Source organism: Rhodanobacter sp. UC4443_H10, assembly GCF_052978325.1.
Genome location: NZ_CM129668.1, coordinates 737,391 through 754,059, shown reverse-complemented (window position 1 = coordinate 754,059; position 16,669 = coordinate 737,391). Strand labels below are relative to the sequence as shown.

General features: G+C 69.6%; 18 protein-coding genes. 13 read left to right on the top strand and 5 right to left on the bottom strand.

What is annotated here, in order from left to right:
- Positions 1 to 43 precede the first annotated feature (43 nt).
- From ACVCMB_RS03465 to ACVCMB_RS03445, 5 genes are all read right to left on the bottom strand, one after another.
- A complete protein-coding gene (locus ACVCMB_RS03465) occupies positions 44 to 2,011 on the bottom strand; it encodes a transglutaminase TgpA family protein (protein ID WP_447106145.1) in 1,968 nt (655 codons plus the stop codon).
- Positions 2,008 to 2,961, bottom strand: a complete 954-nt coding sequence (locus ACVCMB_RS03460; protein WP_447106144.1) for a DUF58 domain-containing protein — start codon at positions 2,959 to 2,961, stop codon at positions 2,008 to 2,010. The genes ACVCMB_RS03465 and ACVCMB_RS03460 overlap by 4 nt, the downstream gene beginning before the upstream one ends.
- Positions 2,961 to 3,902 (bottom strand): AAA family ATPase, encoded by a 942-nt coding sequence (locus ACVCMB_RS03455; RefSeq protein WP_395118642.1) that lies wholly within the window; start codon positions 3,900 to 3,902, stop codon positions 2,961 to 2,963. Before ACVCMB_RS03455 ends, ACVCMB_RS03460 begins: the two co-directional genes overlap by 1 nt.
- A gap of 77 nt (positions 3,903 to 3,979) precedes the next feature.
- On the bottom strand, positions 3,980 to 4,576 hold the full coding sequence (locus ACVCMB_RS03450) for a Maf family protein (RefSeq protein WP_447106143.1): 597 nt from the start codon (positions 4,574 to 4,576) through the stop codon (positions 3,980 to 3,982).
- The gene (locus ACVCMB_RS03445) at positions 4,576 to 5,031 is read right to left on the bottom strand and encodes a hypothetical protein (RefSeq protein ID WP_395118638.1); all 456 of its coding nucleotides are present in this window, start codon (positions 5,029 to 5,031) and stop codon (positions 4,576 to 4,578) included. Before ACVCMB_RS03445 ends, ACVCMB_RS03450 begins: the two co-directional genes overlap by 1 nt.
- A gap of 145 nt (positions 5,032 to 5,176) precedes the next feature.
- Here ACVCMB_RS03445 and ACVCMB_RS03440 point away from each other — a divergent pair, with 145 nt between their 5' ends.
- The 13 genes from ACVCMB_RS03440 (at position 5,177) to ACVCMB_RS03380 (ending at position 16,651) form a co-directional block, all read left to right on the top strand.
- Positions 5,177 to 5,695: a YceD family protein gene (locus tag ACVCMB_RS03440; protein ID WP_447107210.1), complete on the top strand. Its 519-nt coding sequence runs from the start codon at positions 5,177 to 5,179 to the stop codon at positions 5,693 to 5,695.
- 83 nt (positions 5,696 to 5,778) lie between these two features.
- Positions 5,779 to 5,973, top strand: coding sequence for a 50S ribosomal protein L32 (rpmF, locus tag ACVCMB_RS03435; protein WP_136257062.1), 195 nt, complete (start codon positions 5,779 to 5,781; stop codon positions 5,971 to 5,973).
- Between the two features lie 148 nt (positions 5,974 to 6,121).
- Entirely contained in the window at positions 6,122 to 7,096 is a 975-nt protein-coding gene (locus ACVCMB_RS03430) for a beta-ketoacyl-ACP synthase III (RefSeq protein ID WP_447098836.1), read from the top strand.
- Positions 7,097 to 7,240: 144 nt separating this feature from the next.
- On the top strand, positions 7,241 to 8,188 hold the full coding sequence (gene fabD / locus ACVCMB_RS03425; RefSeq protein ID WP_447106142.1) for an ACP S-malonyltransferase: 948 nt from the start codon (positions 7,241 to 7,243) through the stop codon (positions 8,186 to 8,188).
- A 38-nt stretch (positions 8,189 to 8,226) separates the two neighbouring features.
- Positions 8,227 to 8,970, top strand: a complete 744-nt coding sequence (gene fabG, locus ACVCMB_RS03420; RefSeq protein ID WP_447106141.1) for a 3-oxoacyl-ACP reductase FabG — start codon at positions 8,227 to 8,229, stop codon at positions 8,968 to 8,970.
- A gap of 199 nt (positions 8,971 to 9,169) precedes the next feature.
- Positions 9,170 to 9,409 carry an acyl carrier protein gene (gene acpP / locus ACVCMB_RS03415; RefSeq protein ID WP_007513179.1) on the top strand — a complete coding sequence of 80 codons (240 nt, stop codon included), beginning with the start codon at positions 9,170 to 9,172 and terminating at the stop codon, positions 9,407 to 9,409.
- Positions 9,410 to 9,640: 231 nt separating this feature from the next.
- A complete protein-coding gene (gene fabF / locus ACVCMB_RS03410) occupies positions 9,641 to 10,879 on the top strand; it encodes a beta-ketoacyl-ACP synthase II (RefSeq protein ID WP_395118630.1) in 1,239 nt (412 codons plus the stop codon).
- 11 nt (positions 10,880 to 10,890) lie between these two features.
- Entirely contained in the window at positions 10,891 to 12,237 is a 1,347-nt protein-coding gene (locus tag ACVCMB_RS03405) for an aminodeoxychorismate synthase component I (RefSeq protein WP_447106140.1), read from the top strand.
- Positions 12,237 to 13,058 carry an aminodeoxychorismate lyase gene (gene pabC, locus ACVCMB_RS03400; protein WP_447106139.1) on the top strand — a complete coding sequence of 274 codons (822 nt, stop codon included), beginning with the start codon at positions 12,237 to 12,239 and terminating at the stop codon, positions 13,056 to 13,058. The genes ACVCMB_RS03405 and pabC overlap by 1 nt, the downstream gene beginning before the upstream one ends.
- The gene (gene mltG / locus ACVCMB_RS03395) at positions 13,055 to 14,095 is read left to right on the top strand and encodes an endolytic transglycosylase MltG (RefSeq protein WP_395118624.1); all 1,041 of its coding nucleotides are present in this window, start codon (positions 13,055 to 13,057) and stop codon (positions 14,093 to 14,095) included. The genes pabC and mltG overlap by 4 nt, the downstream gene beginning before the upstream one ends.
- Entirely contained in the window at positions 14,092 to 14,733 is a 642-nt protein-coding gene (gene tmk, locus ACVCMB_RS03390) for a dTMP kinase (RefSeq protein WP_395118622.1), read from the top strand. The genes mltG and tmk overlap by 4 nt, the downstream gene beginning before the upstream one ends.
- On the top strand, positions 14,730 to 15,665 hold the full coding sequence (gene holB / locus ACVCMB_RS03385) for a DNA polymerase III subunit delta' (protein WP_395118620.1): 936 nt from the start codon (positions 14,730 to 14,732) through the stop codon (positions 15,663 to 15,665). The genes tmk and holB overlap by 4 nt, the downstream gene beginning before the upstream one ends.
- Complete coding sequence (locus ACVCMB_RS03380) at positions 15,665 to 16,651, top strand: PIG-L deacetylase family protein (RefSeq protein ID WP_395118618.1); 987 nt, start codon at positions 15,665 to 15,667, stop codon at positions 16,649 to 16,651. The genes holB and ACVCMB_RS03380 overlap by 1 nt, the downstream gene beginning before the upstream one ends.
- Positions 16,652 to 16,669 lie beyond the last annotated feature (18 nt).

Genomic DNA, 16,669 nt, shown 5'->3' with positions numbered 1-16,669 from the left:
GTTTTCTCCGTCAGGAACGATGGTGTCCACCATCGCATCGATGTCATTTGACCACGTTCGTTACCCGAAAATCCCGCACCGTGCGCCGGAACGCGTGGACTGATTCAGGCGCGGGTTCGTCGCTGGCATAGCAAAGCTCCAGGTACTGCTGCATCAACTCCGTCAGCTGGCCGCGCTGCGCCGGCAGGGCACGTGCCGCGCGGCTCAGGTAGTGCTGCGGGCCTTCGCCGGTCCGCCGGACGATCCGTTGCCGTGCGAGCTTGCGTTCCAGCGCGCGCAAGGCCTCCCGCAACGGGTCGCGCGGCTGCCGCCGCCGCAATGCCCACGCCAGCCCGATGGCGATGAACAGGCTGCTGCCGATGGCCAGCAGCACACCCAGCGTCCTCGTGTCGGTGTCGCGGATGCCGAACGGGGTCAGCAAGCCGCGCTGACGTAGCGCATCAAACGCCACAACGCCCTGGTCCCACCACCGGTTGACAATGTCCCAGCGATTGCGGAACTGCTGCAGCCAGTCGCGTCGGTACCAGTCCAACTGATCACCCGCGGCGGCGGCAGCGCCCAGGCTGACCCGTTCGGGGCGCACGGCGGCCGTGGGGTCGACGCGCACCCAGCCGCGACCGGCCAGCCACACTTCGCTCCAGGCATGGGCATCGGAGTTGCGCACCAGCAGATAGTTGCCCAGCTTGTTCCAGTAGCCACCCTGGTAGCCGGTGACCACGCGTGCCGGAATGCCGGCTGCGCGCATCAGCACGGTGAATGCGGACGAGTAGTGCTCGCAATAGCCTTCGCGCGTGGCGAACAGGAAATCGTCCATGGCGTCGCGGCCCAACGGCGCCGGCGCGAGCGTGTAGCGAAACCCGCCATCGTGAAACAGCGCCAGCGCCTCGCGGACGATGGCGTTGTCGTCGCTGCCGTGGCGCTCGCGCCAGGATTGGCCGAGCGCCAGCGTGCGCGGGTTGAAGCGGGCGGGGAGCTGCAGCCAGCGCTGGGGTCGCGCGTCCAACTGCGGTTCGAGCCGATATCGCGTGGCCGAACCGAGCGCATAGCTGAGCGCATCGTCGACCGGTCGGCTGGCTACCACCACGCGGTCCCTGCGCATGACCGCCCCCGGGGGCGCCTCGATCGGCACGTCCAGGGTCGGCAGCACGCGGCGATGCGTGGGCAGCAGGTTGATCCGGTAGCCGATCGACTGCTCGACCTCGAGCGGCACCGGTGCTGCGTGGGCCACGTCGTCATAGCTCCAGCTCACGCCGTCGTACCTGGCCATGACGAAGGCGCGAAAGTAGCGCTGGTCCGGCGGCGGCGGTGGGCCGTCGAAGGTGACCCGCATGGCCGGGTGATCGTCGGTCAACAGCTCGGTGAAGGCACCCGGACTCATGCGGTCGCTGAGGCCGGTGCGCGCCTGGTCGCGGCCGGGTGCGCCCCACAACGGCGAACCCAGCCGGGGCACCAGCACGAAGGCGAGCAAGGCCAGCGGGAGTGCCGCCGCCAGCAGCGCCAGCGCGGGCATGAAGCTGCGCGTCATGCCGGTCGCCGGTTGCGCGGGTTCCAGCGCCCGCAGGGTGGCCAGCGCGGGCACCAGTCCCAGCGCCACCACCAGCGTGCTGACCATGCCCTGGTCGAACAGCAGGGCGGTCATCAGGGTGAAACAGGCGAAGCCCACCCCGACGCGCACGTCGCGCAGCGTTTCGGTTTCCAGCAGCTTGAGCACCAGCAGGCCGATGCCCAGCGCGGTGCCCGGCGCACGCCCGAACAGGTTGCCGTAGTAGGCGATGATCGCCAGGGTCAGCAGGGTCAGCAGCGGCAGCTTGATCGCCTGCGGCACGCGACCGGGGTGGCGGTGACGCTGCCACCAGCGGCTGCCCAGGATCACGGCAAGCGCGGCACTGAGCCACCACGGCAGGTGGCTGGCGTTGACCGCCAGCACGAAGGCTGCGCTGAGGCAGAGCAGGTCGAACGCGCGTTGTGGCAGCGCGATCGCCGGCTTGCCCGGTTTCCTGCGCCCGCTCACGGCAGGCCCGCCAGCGCGTCCATGCAGCGGACGTAGTGCTGCAGTCCGCTGCCGCTGCCGATCTCGGTGCCCGGCAGCCACAGGCTGTAGCTGCAGCGCTGCGCCTGCGCCTCGTTGAGCCAGCGTGCCAGTCGCGCGATGCGGGCTTCATCGTCCAGACCATGCAGTTGCCGCCAGTCCAGGCGCCACTGCGGCCGGCTGCGCGGCTGTTCGAAGTCCTTCACCAGCAGGTCGTCGTGGCGGGCGCTGGGTTTCCAGGCGATGTGCCGTTGCGGATCGCCGGCGCGATAGTCGCGCAACGCGGCCAGTTCCTCGCCGTGGTGAAGTTGCATGTGGCGGGCGTCGTCGGCCATCGCCCGTGGCGCCGGACCGGTCGCCTCCGGACGCGGCCAGACCAGCACGGATTGCTCCGGGTGCAGCCAGCTCCAGGCGCGGAACATGCCCAGCGGCCAACTGGTCCACAGGCGCAGTCGCGGCAGCGGTTGCCAGCCGCGCCGGTGGGTCGGCAGGCGCAGGCGGACCTGGGCGGCGTCGGCGCTGTCCACGGCGAAGGCAGTCGATTCGTCGTCCAGGTCCAGCTGGAGGGCGCCGCGCGGGCGATCCGAATGGAACGAGCACACCAGCTCGATCGCCTCGCCGGCGATCGCATGGCCGGCGCGCAGGTGATCCAGGCGCAGCCCGTCGAGGTTGCGGAATGCCACCAGCATGCTCGCCGCACTCGCTGCGCCGAGCAGACAGGTCAGCAGCAGGGCGGCGTTGTTGTTGTAGTTCAGCGCGCCGACCAGCATCACCAGCAACAGCACGGTGAAGCCGAGGCCGAAGCCGCTGGGCACGATATAGATGCGTCGGCGATGCAGGGTGATCGGCAATCGCTCCGGGCGGCGGTAGCGGGTCAACGCCGGCAGGCGCTTTTCCGCCCGGCGTTGCAGGCGTTGCATCAGGCCTCGCATCAATCCACCGCCACCTCGGTCAGCAACTGCCGCGCCAGCTGCGCTCCGTCGGCCCCCCGCGTGGCCGGCAGTCGGTGAGCTGCCAGCGGCACGAACAGGGCCTGGATGTCTTCGGGCAGTACATGACTGCGGCCGCTGAGCATGGCCCAGGCGCGGGCAGCGCCCAGCAACGCCAGGCCCGCGCGTGGCGACAGGCCCGCGCGGATCTCCGGATGGCGCCGGCTCGCGGCCAGCAGCGCCTGCAGATAGTCGAGCAGGGCGCTGCTGGCAGTGATGGCCTGCGCCCGCTGGTGCAGGGCCAGCAGCGATTCGGCGTCCAGCTGCGGGGTGAGTCGGGCCAGCATGTCGCGGCGATCGCTGCCGGTGAGCAGCGCGCGCTCGGCGCCGGGGTCGGGGTAATCCAGCGACAGCCGCAGCATGAACCGGTCCAGTTGCGAATCCGGCAGCGGGAAGGTGCCGTTGAGATCGAGCGGATTCTGCGTGGCGACGACGAAAAAGGGTGGGGCCAGCGCGTGGGTCTGGCCGTCCACGGTGACCTGGTTCTCCGCCATCGCCTCGAGCAGGGCGCTTTGCGTCTTGGGGCTGGCCCGATTGATCTCGTCGGCGAGCAGAAGGCCGGTGAAGATCGGCCCGGGATGGAAGCGGAAGCTGCCGCTGTCGCGCTCGTAGACGCTGACCCCGATGATGTCCGACGGCAGCAGGTCGCTGGTGAACTGCACGCGCTGGAACTCCAGCCCGAAGGTGGCGGCCAGCGCATGCGCCAGGGTGGTCTTGCCCACGCCGGGCACATCCTCCAGCAGCAGGTGGCCGCCGGCGATCAGGCAGGTGAAGGCGAGTTTGACCTGATGCGGCTTGCCCAGCAGGACGCGATTGACCTGGTCGATCGCGGCTTGCAGGCGTTGTTGCAGGGCTTCGGCGCGGGGCTCGATGGTGGCGGACATGGTTTCTCGACGGTCTGGAGCCAAGGCGGGCGCGGTCCGCGCCGTGTCCGGCAGTGTAGCGGCACGCCCGTCGCCGCTCAGGGCACGGCGACGCCGGCCTGGCGCAGCATGCGCGCGAGTGCGATCAGCGGCAGGCCGATCAGGGCGCTGGGATCGCGATTGTCGATTTCCTCGAACAGGCTGATGCCCAATCCTTCGCACTTGAAGCTGCCGGCGCAATCCAGCGGCAGCTCGCGTGTGACGTAGCGCTCGATTTCCGCGCTGCCCAACTCGCGAAAGCGGACCCGGGTGTCATCCACGTGGGTTTGCGAGCGGCCGTGACGGGTGTCGAGCAGGCACAACGCGGTGTGGAAATGCACGACGCAGCCGGAGCTGGCGCTGAGCTGCTCGCGGGCCGCCTGCACGCTGCCGGGCTTGCGCAGGATGGCGCCGTCGAGCGCGGCCACCTGGTCGGAGCCGATCACCAGCGCGTCGTCGAAATCCGCGGCCACGGCGGTTGCCTTGGCGATCGCCAGGCGCAGGGCACGCGACGCGGGAGCTTCCCCGGCCTGCGGTGTCTCGTCGGTATCGGGCGCGGCCTGCTCGAAATCCGCCAGCAGGCGGCGCAGCAGGTCGGCGCGGTAGCGGGAGGTCGAGGCCAGCACGATGCGGCGTCGCGTGTGCAGTTTGTCCATCAGTGGTCCGAGTCGCGGCGGATCTGCTCGCGCATCGCGCTGTTCAGCTCGGTTTGCGCCTGGGCCAGTGCCTTCAGCAGCGGCTGCAGGCGGTCGCGCGCCTCGCGCATCGAGCTGGCGGTTTCGTCCAGTTCGTGCTGGCTCGCGGCGGGGGACCGGTCGCGAATCCACAAGCGTTGCTGCAGCAGCGCGCGCAGCCCCGCATCGACCGCGTGACGGGCGTCCTTTTCACTGGCGGCGGGCAGGTCCGGGTTCAGCGACATCACCGCATGCGCCTGCTGCAGGCCGGAGCGGCAGGTTTTCAGGTCGATCTCCAGCCGGTCGGCGAGGTCCAGCAGGTCGCGGATGCTGCCGGCGCGCCGGTTCTGGTGCTTGCGCAGCAGCATGGCCGTGCCGGCCAGCAGGATCAGGATGGCGAGGCAGGCCGCCACGCTGAGCGTGAGGTACGGATTCAAGGGCGCGGCTTCGTCGTGCGGGAGTGGCCCAGTCTGCCGCATCGGGGCGGGATCAGGCAAAATGCACCTGACAGACGTCGGCGTCGGCGGTCCGGCGCAGCCGCGGGTTGACTTGGCGACCCGGCAAACCTACCATTCCGCGATTATGTCCGTGACACTGCCAGAGTCCGTGGACGCTTGGCGCATGGTCTCGGCGCGGCGTTCATTCGAGGGAACGCTGCCCATCGCGAGCCTGCGGCGCCTCGGCGAGGCACTTGCCGGCACCGGTGGCGAGGTCAGTTTCACGCTTGATTTCGGGCGCGACGATCTCGGCACCAGCTACGTGGATGTTCGCGCCAGCGCGCCGCTGACGTTGATCTGTCAGCGTTCGCTGGAACCGTTCGTGCTGCCGGTTGCGGTGCACACGCGGCTGGGGCTGATCGGCCAGGAACGCGACGAGGCGGGGTTGCCGCCCGATTGCGAACCGCTGCTGGTGGCCGAGGATGGCCGCCTGCGACCGGCGGATGTGATAGAGGACGAATTGCTGTTGGCGCTGCCGCTGGTCCCGGTCAACCCGGACAGCCGGTTGCCCGACGAAGTGACAGGCCGCGACCCGGCGCAGGATCATGCCGAATCGGGGCGCTCGGAGAATCCGTTCGCGGTATTGCGCGAGCTGAAGAAATAACGTCGGCCCGGCTCGCCTGATCCGGGCCGTTCGATCAACGATCATCCCGCTTCATTTCACCACGTTTCAGTTGGAGAACTACCATGGCTGTTGCCAAGAGCCGCCGTACCCCGTCCACCCGCGGCATGCGTCGTGCCCACGACAAGCTGAGCACCGTGCAGCTTTCCACCGACCCGACCAGCGGCGAGGTGCACCTGCGCCACCACGTCACCAAGGACGGCTACTACCGTGGCAAGAAGGTGATCCAGGCCAAGGCCGCGGTGTCGGTCGAGGATTGACCGGGTTGCCGGGGCCCTGCGGGGTCCCGCCGGGCGATCAACCGGAACGGCGCGGCGACGCGCCGTTTTTGCGTTCCGCCACCCGGGCACGTAACGTACGGCGTCGGCCCAGCGGCCGATCCCGCAGTCCCTGCCGATGGAAAGTTGAATGACCCAGATTTATTCCCGCCTCGTCGCCACCGGCAGCGCCTTGCCCGAGCGTATCGTCACCAATGCCGATCTGGAAAAGATCGTCGACACCAGTGACGAGTGGATCCGCACCCGCACCGGCATCCGCCAGCGGCACATCGCCGCCGACGGCGAAACCACGGGCGACTTGTCCTTCCGGGCCGCGCAGAACGCGCTGGAGGCGGCGGGCGTCAAGGCGTCCGAGCTCGACCTGATCGTGCTCGGCACGACCACGCCGGACCTCATCTTTCCTTCCACCGCCTGCCTGCTGCAGCATCGCCTGGGCGCCAACGGTTGCGCGGCGTTCGACGTGAATGCGGCGTGCTCGGGCTTCGTCTACGCGTTGGGCGTTGCCGACAAGTTCATCCGCAGCGGGCAGTCGAAGAAGGTGCTGGTGGTGGGCGCCGAGACGCTCACCCGGATGGTCGACTGGACGGAGCGCGAAACCTGCGTGCTGTTCGGCGACGGCGCCGGCGCGGTGGTGCTGGAGGCGTCCAGCGAACCGGGCGTCTACGCCACCTGCCTGCACGCCGACGGCGGCTACAAGCACCTGCTGTACAACCCGGTGGGCGTGTCGGCCGGTTTCAGCGACGAGCCCAATCACGGCGTGCGCATCCGCATGTCCGGGCGCGAGGTGTTCAAGGTCGCGGTGAAGACGCTGGACGCCCTGGTCGGCGAGACGCTGGAGGCGGCCGGCATGCAGGAGTCGGACATCGACTGGCTGATCCCGCACCAGGCCAACCTGCGCATCATCGAGGCGACCGCCAAGCGGCTGAACATGTCGATGGAGCGGGTCATCGTGACGGTCGACAAGCATGCGAACACGTCCTCGGGTTCGGTGCCGCTCGCGCTCGATTACGCGGTGCGTTCGGGCAAGGTGCAGCGTGGCCAGAACCTGTTGCTGGAAGCATTCGGCGGCGGTTTCACCTGGGCCTCGGCGTTGCTGCGTTACTGAGCCACCGCGGTTCCGGCGAGTTCTTCGTGATGCCGCCCAGCCGGGCGGCATCGTGTTTTGTGTCCCGGAAAATGCGGAATACAGCTGCGTATGGCCGTCGATGCTGGCACCATGGCGGTTTTCGTCGACGGGATTTGCGCCTCCATGAGTTCCACTTCCGCTTCGCTGGCTTTCGTTTTCCCCGGTCAGGGCTCGCAATCGGTCGGCATGCTGACCGAGCTGGCTGCTGCGCACGCCGAGGTGCAGTCGGCGTTCGGGGAAGCTTCGCAGGGCGCCGGCGTCGATCTGTGGAGCCTCGCCATGCAGGGGCCGGAGGAACTGCTCAACCGCACCGAGCACACCCAGCCGGCGCTGCTGGCTGCCAGCGTGGCGGTGTGGCGCGTGTGGCAGAAGCTGGGTGGCGTGGATCCGGCACAACTGGCGGGCCACAGCCTGGGCGAGTACAGCGCGCTGGTCTGCGCCGGTTCGCTGTCCTTGCACGACGCGGCCGCCCTGGTGGCCGAGCGCGGGCGCCTGATGCAGGCTGCAGTGCCGGCCGGCGTGGGCGCGATGGCGGCCATCCTCGGTGGCGATGATGCGCAGATCGCGGCTGTCTGCGAAGAGGTGGCGCAAGGGCAGGTCGTGTCACCGGCCAATTTCAATTCACCGGGACAACTGGTGATCGCCGGCAACACCGAGGCGGTCGATCGTGCGCTGGTCCGGCTCGCCGAGCTGGGCGTGAAGAAGGCGATCAAGCTGGCCGTGTCGGTGCCGTCGCACTGCGCACTGATGCGCGAGGCGGCCGATCGGTTGGGCGAGCGGATGGCCACGATCGACTGGCAGCTTCCGCGCGTGCCGGTGATCCAGAACGCCGAGGCGCGCAGCTACGGCACGGTCGAGGAGATCCGCGGCGCCTTGCAGCGCCAGTTGTACCTGCCGGTGCGCTGGACCGAGTGCGTGCAGGCACTGGCCGCTGGCGGTGCCACGCACATCGCCGAATGCGGGCCGGGCAAGGTGCTGGCCGGACTGATCAAGCGCATCGACAAGAGCATCGAGGCGCGCCCGCTTGGCGATCCGGCCCAGCTCGATGCCGCCCGCGCCGAGTGGGCGTGAGTTTTCAGTTTTCCGATTCCCCGAAGGAACACCCGACAATGAGCAACCCACTGCAAGGTGAAATCGCGCTGGTCACCGGCGCCAGCCGCGGCATCGGCGCGGCGATCGCGGACGAGCTGGCGGCCATGGGCGCCATCGTGATCGGCACCGCCACCAGCGAAGGCGGCGCCGCCGCGATCGGTGAGCGGATGGCTGCGCACGGCGGTCACGGCCGCGTGCTGGACGTCACCGACGGCGCCGCCATCGAGGCGCTGGTCGACGCCATCGCGAAGGAATTCGGCCCGGTCTCGATCCTGGTCAACAACGCCGGCATCACCCGCGACCAGTTGCTGATGCGGATGAAGGAGGAGGACTGGCAGGCGATCATCGACACCAACCTCACCTCCGTGTACCGCACGTCGAAGGCGGTGATGCGCGGCATGATGAAGGCGAAGAAGGGCCGCATCATTTCGATCGCCTCCGTGATCGGGCTCACCGGCAACCCCGGCCAGGCGAACTACGCGGCGGCGAAGGCCGGCATCATCGCGTTCTCCAAATCGCTGGCGCGCGAGATCGGCACGCGCGGCATCACGGTCAACGTGGTGGCGCCCGGCTTCATCGACACCGACATGACCCGCGCACTGCCGGAAGAGACCCGCCACGGGTTGCTCGGCCAGATCGCGCTCGGCCGTCTGGGCGATGCCGGCGACATCGCCAAGGCCGTGGGATTCCTGGCTTCGCCTGCGGCGTCCTACATCACCGGCGAGACCTTGCACGTCAACGGCGGGATGTACATGCCGTGAGGCATGCGCACGCAGCTGTCGCCAGCGGCCTCGTTTTGGGCGACAATCGCCCTTTCGCGTCGGTCAGCGGCAGGCAGGTCCAGCCATCGCCGGCGAATCGTGGCAGCGCTGGCGCTTAGCCACTACAATGCCGCCGGTCTTGAGCCATGCAGTCGGACCGGTACCGACAAACAATCACCCCTTGAGAGGTATGGGCAACATGAGCACCATCGAAGAACGCGTCAAGAAAATCGTCGTCGAGCAGTTGGGCGTGAAGGAAGATGAAGTCACGGCGAACGCTTCGTTCGTGGATGATCTGGGCGCGGACTCGCTGGACACGGTGGAGCTGGTGATGGCGCTCGAGGAAGAGTTCGAGACCGAGATCCCGGACGAGGATGCCGAGAAGATCACCACCGTGCAGCAGGCCGTCGACTACATCAAGGCCCACTCCAAGGACTGATCGGTTCCGGAGGCATGTCCATCCCGCCTGGCACGCCCCGTGCGAGCCGGCAAGGATGGGCAGCGGTATCGAATGCTGCGCCTGAATGGCGCAGTTTTCGTTTCTGAATTTCGCAACGTCCGAACCCGTATGGTGCATCGCGCATCGTCGGGCGCCACGGACGACGCACCCGAAGCGCGCCGCGCCGGCCATCGGTCGTGGCAGCTTCCCGGGAATAACGAAGGAACAAGCATGAGCAAGCGTCGAGTAGTAGTGACCGGCATGGGCATCATCTCGCCCGTCGGCAACGACATCGCCAGCGCGTGGGATCGGGTGGTCAAGGGCGAGAGCGGCATCGGGCCGGTCGTCCATTTCGACACCTCGGCCTACTCGACGCGCATCGCCGGCCAGGTCAGCGGCTTCGACCCCGCCGAATGGATGCCGCTCAAGGACGTCAAGAAGATGGACCCGTTCATCCACTACGGCGTGGCGGCGGGCACCCAGGCGCTGCGCGATTCGGGCCTGGAGATCACCGATGCCAATGCGCCGCGCGTCGGCGTGGCAGTGGGCGCCGGTATCGGCGGCCTGTACACGATCGAATCGACCACGCTGGAACTGGCCGCGAAGGGCCCGCGCCGCGTGTCGCCGTTCTACGTGCCCAGCTCGATCATCAACATGGTCTCGGGCCAGCTGTCCATCATGTTCGGCCTGAAGGGCCCCAACATCGCCTGCGTCACTGCCTGTACCACCGGCGCGCACAACATCGGCCTGGCCGCACGCATGATCCAGTACGGCGATGCCGACGCGATGATCGCCGGCGGCGCCGAGTTCGCCACCACCGGCACCGCGATGGCCGGCTTCTGCTCGGCCAAGGCGATGTCCACCCGCAACGACGAGCCGACCAAGGCGAGTCGCCCGTGGGACAAGGATCGCGACGGGTTCGTGCTGTCCGACGGCGCCGGCGTGGTGATGCTGGAGGAGTACGAGCATGCCAAGGCGCGCGGCGCGCGCATCTACGCCGAGCTGGTCGGCTTCGGCATGAGCGGCGACGCATTCCACATGACCGCGCCCAGCGAAGGCGGCGAAGGCGCGGCGCGCTGCATCCAGACCGCGTTGAACGACGCCGGCCTCAATCCGTCCGACGTGCAGTATGTCAACGCCCACGGCACCTCCACGCCGCTGGGCGACCTCGGCGAGGTGATGGCGGCGAAGAAGGTGTTCGGCGACCACGCGTACAAGCTGGCGATGAGCTCCACCAAATCCACCACCGGCCATCTGCTGGGCGCGGCCGGTGGCGTCGAGGCGATCTTCAGCGTGCTGGCGCTGCGCGACCAGGTGCTGCCGCCCACGATCAACCTGGACGAGCCGGGCGAAGGCTGCGACCTCGACTTCGTGCCCAACGTCGCGCGCGAGGCGAAGCTCGACGTGGTGCTGTCCAACTCGTTCGGCTTCGGCGGCACCAACGGCACGCTGGCGTTCCGTCGCGTTTGACCGACGCGGGCATGGCTTGCCATCGGCGCCGGCTGGACGGCCGGCGCGATCTTCTCGCGCCGGCGGCGGCGCTCCCCGAGCGCTATCCCTGCCTGTTGCAGAGCGTCGTGCACGGCAGCGCGCAATCGCGCTACGACATCCTGTTCGCGTTTCCCGGCGAGCGCCTGGAACTGGTCGCCGATGGCGTGTTGCGCGACGGGGACGGTCGCGTGCAGCCGGGTCGCTTTCTCGATGCGCTGGACCGGGCGTGGCTTGCCGGGCGGTGCCCGGCTGGCGCCGACGAGTTGCCGTTCCACGGCGGTTGGGTTTTGCTGCTGAGCTATGAACTGGCCGCCGAGATCGAGCCCCGATTGAAGTTGCCGCCCAGCTCGACGCTGCCGTTGGCGCTGGCCGTGCGCTGCCCGGCGGCGATCATCGTCGACCATTGGCACGAATGCACCTGGCTGGTCGCCGAGGCCGGCTTCGAGCCGTTGCTCGACCGGCTCGAAGCCGATCTTGCATCGCCGGCGGCATGGCCGCCGTTGCCCGCACTCGAGACCATCGAGGAAGACCCGCCCGGCGACTTCCTCGATGGCGTGCAGCGCATTCACGAACATCTCCGGGCCGGCGACACGTTCCAGGTGAACCTGTCGCGCGGCTGGAACGCCCGCTACGCGCTGCCTCCCCAGCCGGCGGCGCTTTACGACGCCTTGCGCCGCGCCAACCCGGCGCCGTTCGCCGGTTTGCTGCAACAGCCGGGCTGGGCCGTGCTGAGTTCCTCGCCCGAACGCCTGGTGGAAGTGCGCGGCGGCGTGGCGCAGACGCGTCCGATCGCCGGTACGCGCCCGCGGCTGAGCGGCGACGACGAGCATGCGCGCATCCGCGAACTGAGCGCCCACCCGAAGGAGCGTGCCGAACACGTGATGCTGCTCGACCTGGAGCGCAACGACCTGGGTCGTGTCTGCGCGCCGGGCACGGTCGAGGTCGACGAGCTGATGGTGGTGGAGAGTTACGCCCATGTTCACCACATCGTCTCCAATGTACGCGGACGGCTGCGCGCCGGCGTGACGCCGGGCGAGGTGATCGCCGCCACCTTTCCCGGCGGCACCATCACCGGCTGCCCCAAGGTACGCTGCATGGAGATCATCGCCGCGCTGGAGCGCACGCCGCGCGGCGCCTATACCGGCGCGCTGGGCTACCTGGACTGCAATGGCGATCTCGACTTGAACATCCTGATCCGCACCCTGACGCTGAGCGGCGAGCACGTGAGCCTGCGCGCCGGCGCGGGCATCGTCGCCGACTCGGAAGCCGCCGCCGAGCTGGACGAGACGCGCGCCAAGGCACGCGGCCTGCTGCGCGCGCTCGGGAAGCCGGGCTGATGGCGGCGCGGCTGCTGGTCGACGGCGTGGCCGCGGATCGGGTCAGCGTGCTCGACCGCGGTTTCGGTTACGGCGACGGCCTGTTCGAGAGCATCCGCCTGGTCGGCACGCGCGCGCCGCTGTGGGCGCGGCACATGCAGCGGCTGACGGCCGGTTGCGAGCGCCTGCTGATTCCCGCGCCCGACCCGGACCAGCTCTGGCACGAAACGCAGCAGGTCCGGGCGGACATGGCGCATGCGGTGGTGCGTATCACCGTGACGCGCGGCATCGGCGAGCGCGGTTATGCGCCGCCGGCAACGCCGCGACCCACCCGCGTGGTGGCCGCGTTCCCGCCGCCGCCGGTGGGAGAGGCGGCCATCCACGGCGTGCGCATGCGGGTGTGCCGGCTGCGGCTGGCCGAGCAGCCGCGACTGGCCGGCGTCAAGCATCTGAACCGGTTGGAGCAGGTGCTGGCGCGCGCCGAGTGGAACGATCCGGCGATCGCCGAAGGCGTGCTGTGCGATGGCCACCGCCATGTGATTTCGGCGACCATGGCCAACCTGTTCGCGGTGATCGATGGCGAGTTGCTGACCCCGGCCGTGGACCGCTGCGGTATCGCCGGGGTCGCGCGGGCCGAGGTGCTGGAGGCGATGTCGGCGCGCGTGGCCGAGATCGGGTTGGAGGCCCTGGCCGGGGCCAGCGAACTGTTCCTGAGTTCGAGCGTGCGCGGCATCGTGCCGGTACAGTCGCTGGAGCGTTGGACCTGGGCACCCGGCGCAGTGGCGCGCCGGTTGCAGCAGCATTGGCGCGATCTGGGATTTTCAATGGAGCAGGGCGGATGAGTGTTCGAGCGATGCGCGGGGCTGCGCGGCTGCACGGGTTGCTGCTGGTGGTGCTGGCGCTGGCGCTCGCTGCGGCGCTGGCGGTGGGCTGGAACGACTACCATCGTTTCAGCGTGACCGCGTTGAACGTATCGCCGCAACAGCAAAGCATCGACGTCAGCCGCGGCACCAGTTTCCGGGGCATCGTCGCCGAGCTGCGGCGACAGGGTCTGACCACGGCCAGCCCGTGGTACTGGCGATTGCTGGCCGAGCAGATGCACGTGGCCGGCAAACTGCACGCGGGGGAATATGCGCTCGCGCCCGGCATCACGCCGCGCCAGTTGCTGTCGGACATGGCGGCGGGCAAGGTCCTGCAGCGCAACTTCACTATCGTCGACGGCTGGACGTTCGCCGAGCTGCGCCGCGCGCTGGCCCAGGCCGACGTGCTGCAGCACGACACCAGCGGCCTCGACGACGCGACGATCATGCAGCGCATCGGCGCCGGCGGCGAGGCGCCGGAAGGACGCTTCCTGCCAGAGACCTACGCCTACGTGAAGGGCGACGGCGAGCTGGACATCCTGCGCCGCGCCCATGCGGCGATGGAGCGTACGCTGGCGGCGCTTTGGCCGGGGCGTGCGCCGGACTTGCCGCTGGCCAATCCGTACCAGGCGCTGATCCTGGCCTCGATCGTGGAAAAGGAAACCGGCCGCGCCGACGAGCGTGCGAAGATCGCCGGGGTGTTCGTCCGGCGCCTGGAGCATCACATGCTGCTGCAGACCGACCCCAGCGTGATCTACGGCATGGGCGCGCGTTACGACGGCAACATCCGCAAGAGCGATCTCGCCGCCGACACGCCCTACAACACCTACACCCGGCCCGGCCTCCCGCCCACACCGATCGCCCTGCCGGGCCGGCCGGCGATCGCGGCCGCGCTGCATCCCGCCGCCGGCGATGCGTTGTATTTCGTGGCGCGCGGCGATGGCAGCCACGTGTTCTCCAGCACCCTGGCCGAGCACAACCGCAACGTCGACTGCTACCAGCGGAAGCGCTGCCGATGAGTCCCGCGCGCGGCAGGTTCATCAGCCTCGAGGGCGGCGAGGGCGCCGGCAAGAGCACCTTGCTGGCCGGCGTGCTGGCCTGCCTTCGCCAGCGCGGGCTGTCGGTGGTGCAGGCGCGCGAGCCGGGCGGCACGCCGGTGGGCGAGGCGGTGCGCGCGATCGTGCTGGACCCGGCGCTGGCCCCGCTGGCGGCGGAGACCGAACTGCTGTTGATGTTCGCCTCGCGCGCACAGCTGGTGCGCGAGGTGATCGAGCCCGCGCTGGCTGCGGGGCAGTGGGTGGTGTGCGACCGCTTTGCCGACGCGAGTTACGCCTACCAGGGCGGTGGACGCGGCCAGCCCGCCGCGCGCATCGAGGAACTGGAGCGCTGGGCCTGCGACGGCGTGAAGCCTGATCTCACTTTGCTGCTCGACCTGCCGGTCGCGGCCGGGCGCGCCCGTGCCGCCGGTCGCGGCGAGGCCGACCGCATCGAGTCCGAGGCGGACGCGTTCTTCGAGCGGGTGCGTGCCAGCTACCGCGACCGCGCGGCACAGGAGCCGAACCGCTTCCGCGTCATCGACGCCAGCCAGGCTCCCGGGCAGGTGCTGCAGACGGCCACGCATGCCTTGATCGAGTGGCTGGAAGGGTCGGCCCGATGAACGCACTGCCATGGCACGAGGATCATTGGTCGCGGCTGCAGGCCCGTCGCGAGCGCGGCGCGCTGCCGCACGCCCTGCTGCTGTGTGGTGCCGCCGGCCTGGGCAAGCGTGCGTTCGCGCAGCGTTTCGTGCGCGGCCTGCTGTGCACCGAGCCGGTGCACGGCGAAGCCTGCGGGCATTGCCGGGGTTGCCGGTTGACCGCGGCCGGCTCGCATCCGGACCGGGTGGAACTGACCTTCGGCTTGCGCAAGGACGGCACGCCACGCACCGAGATCGTGGTCGACCAGATTCGCGAGTTGTCCGCCCGGCTGGCCATGCGCAGCCAGCTCGGCGGCTGGCAGGTGGTCACCATCGACCCGGCCGACGCGATGAACGCCGCGGCGGCCAATGCCTTGCTGAAGACGCTGGAGGAACCGGCTGCGCAAACCATGCTGATCCTGCTGGCCGATGCGCCGTGGCGGTTGCCGCCGACGATCCGCAGCCGTTGCCAGCGGATCGAGTTCCATCTGCCCGAACCGGCGCTGGCGCTGGCCTGGCTGCAGCGCGAAGGCGTGGCCGACGGCAGGGCGGCGCTGGCGGCAGCCGGTGGCAACCCGGGACTCGCCATGCAATGGAGCCGGCATGGCGCGCTGGAGCAGCGCACCGAAGTCCGCCGCGACCTGGCGGCGCTGGCCGGCGGGCGCGGCCAGGCGGCCGAGGTGGTCAAGCGCTGGCTGGACGACGAGCCGGCGCAACGGCTGTGGTTTGCCGCGCAGGCCGCGGCCGACGAACTGCGCGCCCGTTCGCTGGGCGATCGCCCGCCACTGGGCAGCGCGCTGGACGCGGCGGCGCTGGGCGATTGGCACGACGCCAGCAACCGTGCACGCGAGGGCCTGCGCGGCCCCTTGCGCCCGGATCTGCTGCTGCTGGAGCTGCTGTCCCGGTGGCGCTGATGGACAGTGCCCGGGGCGACGGCGGGCCAGAGTTCTCCGCGAGCACCCGTCTGCTGGTGATCGCGCCGCATCCCGATGACGAAACCCTGGCCACCGGCGTGCTGCTGCAGCAAGTGCTGGCGGCCGGTGGCGAGGTGCGCATCCTGCTGCTGACCGCCGGCGACAACAATCCCTGGCCGCAGCGCGCGCTGGAACGCCGCTGGCGCCTCGGCGCGGCGGATCGGCGCCGCTGGGCGCAGCGGCGCGCGGCCGAATTGCAGCATGCGCTCGCCGCGCTGGGGGTACCGGCGACTGCGTTGCAATCCCTGGACTGGCCCGACCTCGGCGTCACCGGCCTCTTGCTGCGATCGACCGACCTGGCCGTGGCCGCCATCCGCGATGCGATCGACCGCTTCGCCCCCGACCTGATCGCCGTGCCGTCATTGCAGGATCGGCATCCCGACCACAGCGCGGCGCACGTGCTGGTGCGGCTGGCATTGGCCGGCCACGCCACGCCGCCGGCGCTGCTCGCCTACCTCGTGCATGGCGACAAGGGGGATCGGCGCGCCTTGAAGATGCCTGCCACGGCCGCCCAGCTCGCCGGCAAGCGCGCCGCCCTGCAGGCGCATCGCAGCCAACTCGCGTTGAGCGGCAAGCGCCTGCGCCGAATGGCGGAGCGCGACGAAACCTATTTCGAGCCGGACGCTCCGATGCCGGCAGCCCTGCCGTGGCACCCGCCCCGCGTGTGGTGGCGCTGGCTGCGGCTGGACCTGGTGAACCCGGCAACATCGCAGCGCTGGGCCTGGCAGAGCGCGCCGCTGCGACATGACGCGGACGGCACATTGCGCCTGCAGCTGCCCGCGGCTGCGCGTGCGGCGCCGTGTTTCGTGCGGCTGTCGCTGGACTTGTGCTCGCCGTGGATATTCGACCATTGGGGCTGGTGCCAGATCCAAGCCGACGAGCCGACCCCCGCCGCCGGTGTTGCGCCCTTGGACCGACCCAGCTAGGTTGCTGCGCAAGCAGGG